This window comes from Pseudomonas sp. PS01270 (genome assembly GCF_029959775.1).
GTDB classification, from domain to species: Bacteria; Pseudomonadota; Gammaproteobacteria; order Pseudomonadales; family Pseudomonadaceae; genus Aquipseudomonas; species Aquipseudomonas atacamensis.
Window position 1 is genome coordinate 1 of record NZ_JASCPT010000236.1, and the last position, 3,154, is coordinate 3,154.

Annotated in this window: 2 protein-coding genes; one reads left to right on the forward strand and one right to left on the reverse strand. The window is 60.6% G+C overall.

What is annotated here, in order from left to right:
• Window positions 1-99: 99 nt before the first annotated feature.
• Entirely contained in the window at window positions 100-2,601 is a 2,502-nt protein-coding gene (gene plsB, locus QMX86_RS27725) for a glycerol-3-phosphate 1-O-acyltransferase PlsB (protein WP_110645887.1), read from the reverse strand.
• A 236-nt stretch (window positions 2,602-2,837) separates the two neighbouring features.
• Here plsB and QMX86_RS27730 point away from each other — a divergent pair, with 236 nt between their 5' ends.
• A complete protein-coding gene (locus QMX86_RS27730; RefSeq protein WP_016771489.1) occupies window positions 2,838-3,047 on the forward strand; it encodes a cold-shock protein in 210 nt (69 codons plus the stop codon).
• Window positions 3,048-3,154: the final 107 nt, after the last annotated feature.

The window sequence follows — 3,154 nt, forward strand, 5'->3', positions numbered from 1 at the left end:
TGGGAGCGCGCCTGCTCGCGAAAGCGCTGGGTCAGTCAAACTAAATGTCGACTGACATTCCGTCTTCGCGAGCAGGCTCGCTCCCACAGGGGTAAGGCTTCAAGCCTCAGGCTGTGGCGTGATCTGATCCGCCGCATCTTCACTGCGGTGCAGCGCGACCTGGCGGATCGACAGGCGAATCTCCGCCGGCAACACGCGTTTTGCCGCGCCTTCGGCCAGCTCGCCGAGCAGTTCGTGGTAGCTGAGCTTGCCGGCTTCGTCGCGGCGCAGGACGTCGAGGTCGAGCAGGGTCTGGATGAAGTGGCGGAACAGACTCTTGTCGAAAAACTCTGGGGCGTTCAGGCCATGGAGGATCGACAGACGCTGGGCCATCACTGTGCACAGATCTTCCAGCTCTTCGGCGCTGATGCTGTTCTGGCCGCTGTTGAGCAGCAGGGACACGGTCATGTAGAAGCGCTGCAGGGTCTGCGCGATGCTTTTCGACAGCAGTGTCAGCAGCACGAAATGCCGCGAACTCGGCGCCGGGCGCATGTAAACGTCCTTCTCGAAACGCAGCAGGCCCTGCTCGACGAAGGCTTCCAGCCACTGGTCTATCACTGCATCTAGTTCGTCCAGGCTCCAGCGGATGAACAGCTCCGATTGCAGGTACGGATACAGCGCGCGGGTGTAGCGCAGGATCTGCTCGCGGCTCATGCGCGAGGTGCTCTGGAAGAAACTCGCCAGCAACGACGGCAGAGCGAAAATGTGCAGGACGTTGTTGCGGTAGTAAGTCATCAGGACCGCGTTCTGCTCGTCCAGATACAGAATCTTGCCCAGCGCATCGTTCTGCTCGGCGAGCAGATCCATGTCTTTCACATGCTCGATCAGCGCCCGGCCATCGCCTTCCGGCAAGGTGGTGTGTGGCGAATACGGGACCTTGCGCAGCAGCGCCAGATACAAGTCAAGCACCCGCGCCATGGCGCGATCATCCAGCGCCAGGCGCGTGGTCGACAGCAGGGCCAGCGCTACCAGATTCACCGGATTGATCGCCGCCGCTTCGTTGAGGTGCCGGGCGACTTTCTCGCCGAGGCGGTTGGTGGTTTCGTTGAGCCACGCCGGTTTGAACTGCGGGCCGAGCTCCTGCTGGCGCCAGTCCGGTTGCTCGGCGTCGAGAAATTCCGCCAGTTTGATCGGCTCGCCGAAGTTGACCGCGACCTGACCGAAGCGCTGCTTGAGCGCGCCGATCACTTTGAAAATGTCGAAGATCGATTCTTTTTTCTTGCTCGCCCCACGCAGTTCGCCGAGGTAAGTGCGGCCTTCGAGCACGCGCTCGTAACCGATGTACACCGGCACGAAGACGATCGGCATCCGCGACGAACGCAGGAAACTGCGCAGGGTGATCGCGAGCATGCCGGTTTTCGGTTGCAGCATGCGCCCGGTGCGCGAGCGCCCGCCCTCGACGAAATACTCGACCGGGAAACCTTTGGTGAACAGCGTGTGCAGATATTCGTTGAACACCGAGGTATACAGCGGATTGCCCTTGAATGTGCGGCGCATGAAGAACGCACCGCCGCGACGCAGCAGGCTGCCGATCACTGGCATGTTGAGGTTGATCCCGGCAGCAATGTGCGGCGGGGTCAGGCCGTTGCGGAACAGCAGATAGGAAAGCAGCAGGTAATCGATGTGGCTGCGATGGCACGGCACGTAGATCACTTCGTGACCCTGCGCAACGTTCTGCACGCCCTCGATGTGGTTGACCTTGATGCCGTCGTAGATCTTGTTCCAGAACCAGCTCAGCACCACTTCGAGAAAACGGATCGCAGTGTAGGTGTAGTCCGAAGCAATCTCGTTGCCATAGCGCAGGGCCTGAGCCTTGGCCTTTTCCGGGGAGATTTTTTCGCGCTCGGCTTCGTCGAGGATCGCCTGTTTGACCAGCGGCTGGTTGAGCAGGCCTTTGACCAGATTGCGCCGGTGGGAAATGTCCGGGCCGATCACCGCAGCTTTGAGATTGCGGAAGTGCACGCGCAGGATGCGCTGGGCCATGCGCACGGTGCGCTCGTGGCCCTTATTGTGATCGATCAGTTCGCGCAGGTGGATCGGCGCGGAAAACTGCACGCGGGTTTTACGCCCGAGGACGATGATGCTCAGCAGCCGGCGCAGGCGTCCGGTGACTGCCCAGCTGTCGGCGAACAACAGTTTCCACGGACTGTTTTCGCTGTCCGGGGACTGGCCCCAGAACACGCTGACCGGAATGATCTGCGCGTCTTCGGCAGCGTTCTGCGTCAGCGCGCTGACGAGGCGGGTGAGGGTCGGCGGCGCACCGCGTTTGTCCTGGCGGCCGAGCCAGTCCGGGTCCGGTGTCAGATAAAAAAACGCCGCAGGTTCGATCAGCGTACCGACCGACACCGCCAGCACCGGGCGGGGCAGGCCGGCCTTGGTGCACTCGGTGTCGACCACCGCCAGATCGGTCAGTGATGGGTTTTGCAGGACGTAGAACACCGGACGACTGCGGTCGAGGTTGAGGGTGAACGACGACTGATTGATGGTCTCGGAGCGAACCCAGAGATACAACAGGCGGCGCAGGGTGCCAAACACAAGACGGCGGAACGGGGAACGGGTCATACGGCTTCTGCGTGAGTGAATAAAACCGAGCAGGCGCTCGGGGCGGACAGTTTGCCGTATTAGGCGAAAATCGGCAAAAAAGCGCCGAAGTAATCTCCTGTTGAGAGTTTCTTCACCTGTCATATACTCGGCGCTCTGTTGCCGGTGCCCTGTCATGGACGTCGGACGCAGGCTGACGTTCCTCGAAGGCTTTCCTGCGAAAAGCCCGTTCAATAATAAAAAAGGAGTATGAACAGATGGCAACACGCGAAACCGGCAACGTGAAGTGGTTCAACGACGCCAAAGGCTACGGCTTTATCCAGCGCGACGACGGCGTGGACGTGTTTGTGCACTACCGCGCGATACGCGGTGAAGGGCACCGCTCGCTGACCGAAGGTCAACAGGTTGAGTACGCGGTGATCACCGGCGAGAAGGGGTTGCAGGCGGAAGACGTTGTAGGCCTGTAACACAAACCTCCAGAACGCCAAAACCACTGTGGGAGCGAGCCTGCTCGCGAATGCGGTGTATCAGTCACCATTCATATCGACTGACACTGCGCATTCGCGAGCAGGCT

Excerpts from the sequence above, each read along its gene's own strand:
- plsB (WP_110645887.1), bottom strand. The coding sequence starts at position 2,601 with ATGACCCGTTCCCCGTTCCGCCGTCTTGTGTTTGGCACCCTGCGCCGC.
- QMX86_RS27730 (WP_016771489.1), top strand. The coding sequence starts at position 2,838 with ATGGCAACACGCGAAACCGGCAACGTGAAGTGGTTCAACGACGCCAAA.